The following is a 2,567-nucleotide window of genomic DNA, read 5'->3' on the forward strand; positions in this document are numbered from 1 at the left end:
TACGGGAGTATCAAAAGGGTGCAAACTTTGCCATAATCACGCGAACGGTGGGTATAGACCTGAAATGCAGGCACCGCTAATCATCCAAGCGTTAACTGGCGTGGGCGCGTTTGACGCAGCTGTCGGCATCGGGATGTGCATGGTGTTGTGCGCCCCGTAGCCACTTCTCGGAGGTGTCGGCGCGGGTGTGTCAGTTCCTACGCCGCTGAGATCCACGCGAAGGCGAATCGCTGTCGCCAAGGCAGGTCTTTGGTGCCGCTCTCATGGCACGCTCGAGGTATGGCATTCACGGTGTACCTCTCCTCAGACGAGGGCATTTCCCATGGCTACGGAGATAAGGATAGGTACGAGCTTTCCGCCGCGGGCACGTTGGTTGTCAGACCGGCGGACGGGACCGAGACCTACACGTACTCGCAGTGGGTCTACTTGAAGGCTGATACCGACCACACTGCGGGCGGCCCGAAGTCAGGTTCTGGGAAAGCGACATTCATCTAGCACGTTTCGACCGCCGCGCGTAACGCCCTTCGTGGCTTGCCCGGATAACCGAGGCTTGACGGCGGCGACTCCGGCGAAGAGATGCGGGCACCTGCCAGAGTACGAGGGCCTGCTCGTGCGGGCCGGGAGCCGGACCACAGGAGCGACGTCCACCCATCTTCGTCTCGACAAGCATCGCGTCGCTGCAGATCAGAGCCTATTCTCTTTATCGGGATGACAGGACTGAATCTGCGACCACTCACAGCCAGTCGGCCATGGGCTCATTTTTCGTTGAACCGCAATGACTCTCGAAGCGGCCTGACCAATGGATACTCAGCTGGTTCATGCAGCACAACCACCGATGACCCCGTCGGCTCGCTCGGAGCCCTTGCGCGTCGAACCTGGCCGGTCACGGCTAGAGCTTGACTTAAAGCGCTTGAAGTTCGGCAGAGTGGTGTCATGAGTGTGAACATGACCGAGCAATGCGTCGGCTACCTCACGATTCAGCAGGTGTCGCGACGGAGCGGCCTCTCGGAATCAACGCTGCGTTACTACGAGAACATTGGGCTGATCGACAAGGTTCCGCGCGACGAACGCAGCGGCCACCGCCGCTATCCCCCAGATCTGGTCGCGGCCACCGAGGCGATGAGCTGTCTGCGCGGAATGGGAATGTCCGTGGCCGACATGCGCGCGTATCTCGCGAACATGCAGTTGGGACTAGCGGGCGCCGCCGAGCAGCGGCAGATGTTTGCCCGGCATGCTGAGCGGCTGCGCGCCGAGATCACGCGGCTGAAGCTGCGCGAGCGTTATGCCGCCGTTAAGGCTGAACTGTGGGCCGCCCGCGAGCGTGCCGACTCGGCTGACGAACAACGCCTCATCCCGATCGTGGCGGATATTTCCGCACGACTGCTGGCAGACAAGGCTGGGCTGAGCCATGCCTGACAGTTCCGCCCCGGTGTTGGTCACCGGCGGCTCCGGATTCCTTGCCCTTCACATCATCTTCCGGCTGCAAGGCGATGGTCGCCGGGTCCGGGCCACGATCCGGTCTCTTGACCGCGGGCCCGAGGTCCGCGCCACCCTGGAACAAGCGGGCGCCGACGTGAGCGAACTCGCTTTTGTGGCAGCCGATCTCACTGCCGACGACGGGTGGCCGGAGGCGGTTGCCGACTGTGAATACGTGCTGCACGTGGCGTCGCCTTTTCCTTCGCAACAGCCCAAGGACGAAGCCGATCTGGTTAGGCCTGCTCGTGAGGGCACATTGCGAGTGCTGCAGGCGGCCGCTGATGCGGCGGTTCGGCGGGTGGTGGTGACGTCGTCGTTCGCCGCGATCGGGTACAGCCCCAAGCCGTCACGGGCGCCCTACGATGAGTCGGACTGGACCGACCTGTCGCAGACCAACAGCCCGTACGTCAGGTCGAAGACCCTGGCCGAGCGGGCGGCCTGGCAATTCGCGGACCAACATGCCAATCAGCCCGAACTCGCGGTGATCAACCCGGTCGGGATCTTCGGGCCGGTGCTCGGCCACAACGACAGTAGTTCAGTCGGTCTCATCGCGATGCTGCTCGATGGCAAGCCAGCGCTGTTACCGCGGTCCTCGTTCGCAGTTGTCGACGTGCGAGACGTTGCCGACTTGCACGTCGCGGCGATGACGAGTCCTGAGGCCGCCGGGCAGCGGTTTTTGGCCGCCTCCGGCGAACCGGTGACGCTGCCGCAGATCGCCGCGATCCTGCGTTCCCGGTTGGGTGACCGGGGCGCGCGCATTCCCACTCGGGTGGCTCCTGACTGGCTGGTGCGTGCGGCCGCACGCTTCGTGCCCCAGCTGGAGACACTCGCAGGGCTGCTGGGTCCGCCAAAGACGGTGTCAGCGCGACCACGATGCCCCGGGGTCCGATGTGCGGGTAGGGCCGGCACTGATGCGCCGCAAAGACCGGCGGGATATGGAAGTAGTCGTTTAGCCCGGTGCAGGCCGCTCGCGACCGCCTTACGCTTTCGCTTGGCAGGCGGCGTCGCTTCGAGGAATGGCGATGCTCGTTCGAGGATGCGTCGCACTGCTATACCGTGCGACAGTGAGACCCTCACTTGCTCTATCGAGG

The 2,567-nt window shown here is 63.7% G+C and carries 3 protein-coding genes; all 3 read left to right on the forward strand.

All coding sequences use genetic code 11. The features are described 5' to 3' along the window. The first annotated feature begins 279 nt into the window (after positions 1-279). Positions 280-495, forward strand: coding sequence for a hypothetical protein (locus QOC76_RS20265; protein WP_526359687.1), 216 nt, complete (start codon positions 280-282; stop codon positions 493-495). A 438-nt stretch (positions 496-933) separates the two neighbouring features. Beyond that, positions 934-1,416 (forward strand): MerR family transcriptional regulator, encoded by a 483-nt coding sequence (locus tag QOC76_RS20270; RefSeq protein ID WP_526359689.1) that lies wholly within the window; start codon positions 934-936, stop codon positions 1,414-1,416. Then, on the forward strand, positions 1,409-2,567 hold a 1,159-nt coding region (locus tag QOC76_RS20275), incomplete at its 3' end, for an NAD-dependent epimerase/dehydratase family protein (RefSeq protein ID WP_526359691.1). The genes QOC76_RS20270 and QOC76_RS20275, both read left to right, overlap by 8 nt.

The sequence above is a fragment of the Mycobacterium sp. genome, assembly GCF_032159565.1.
GTDB lineage: Bacteria > Actinomycetota > Actinomycetes > Mycobacteriales > Mycobacteriaceae > Mycobacterium.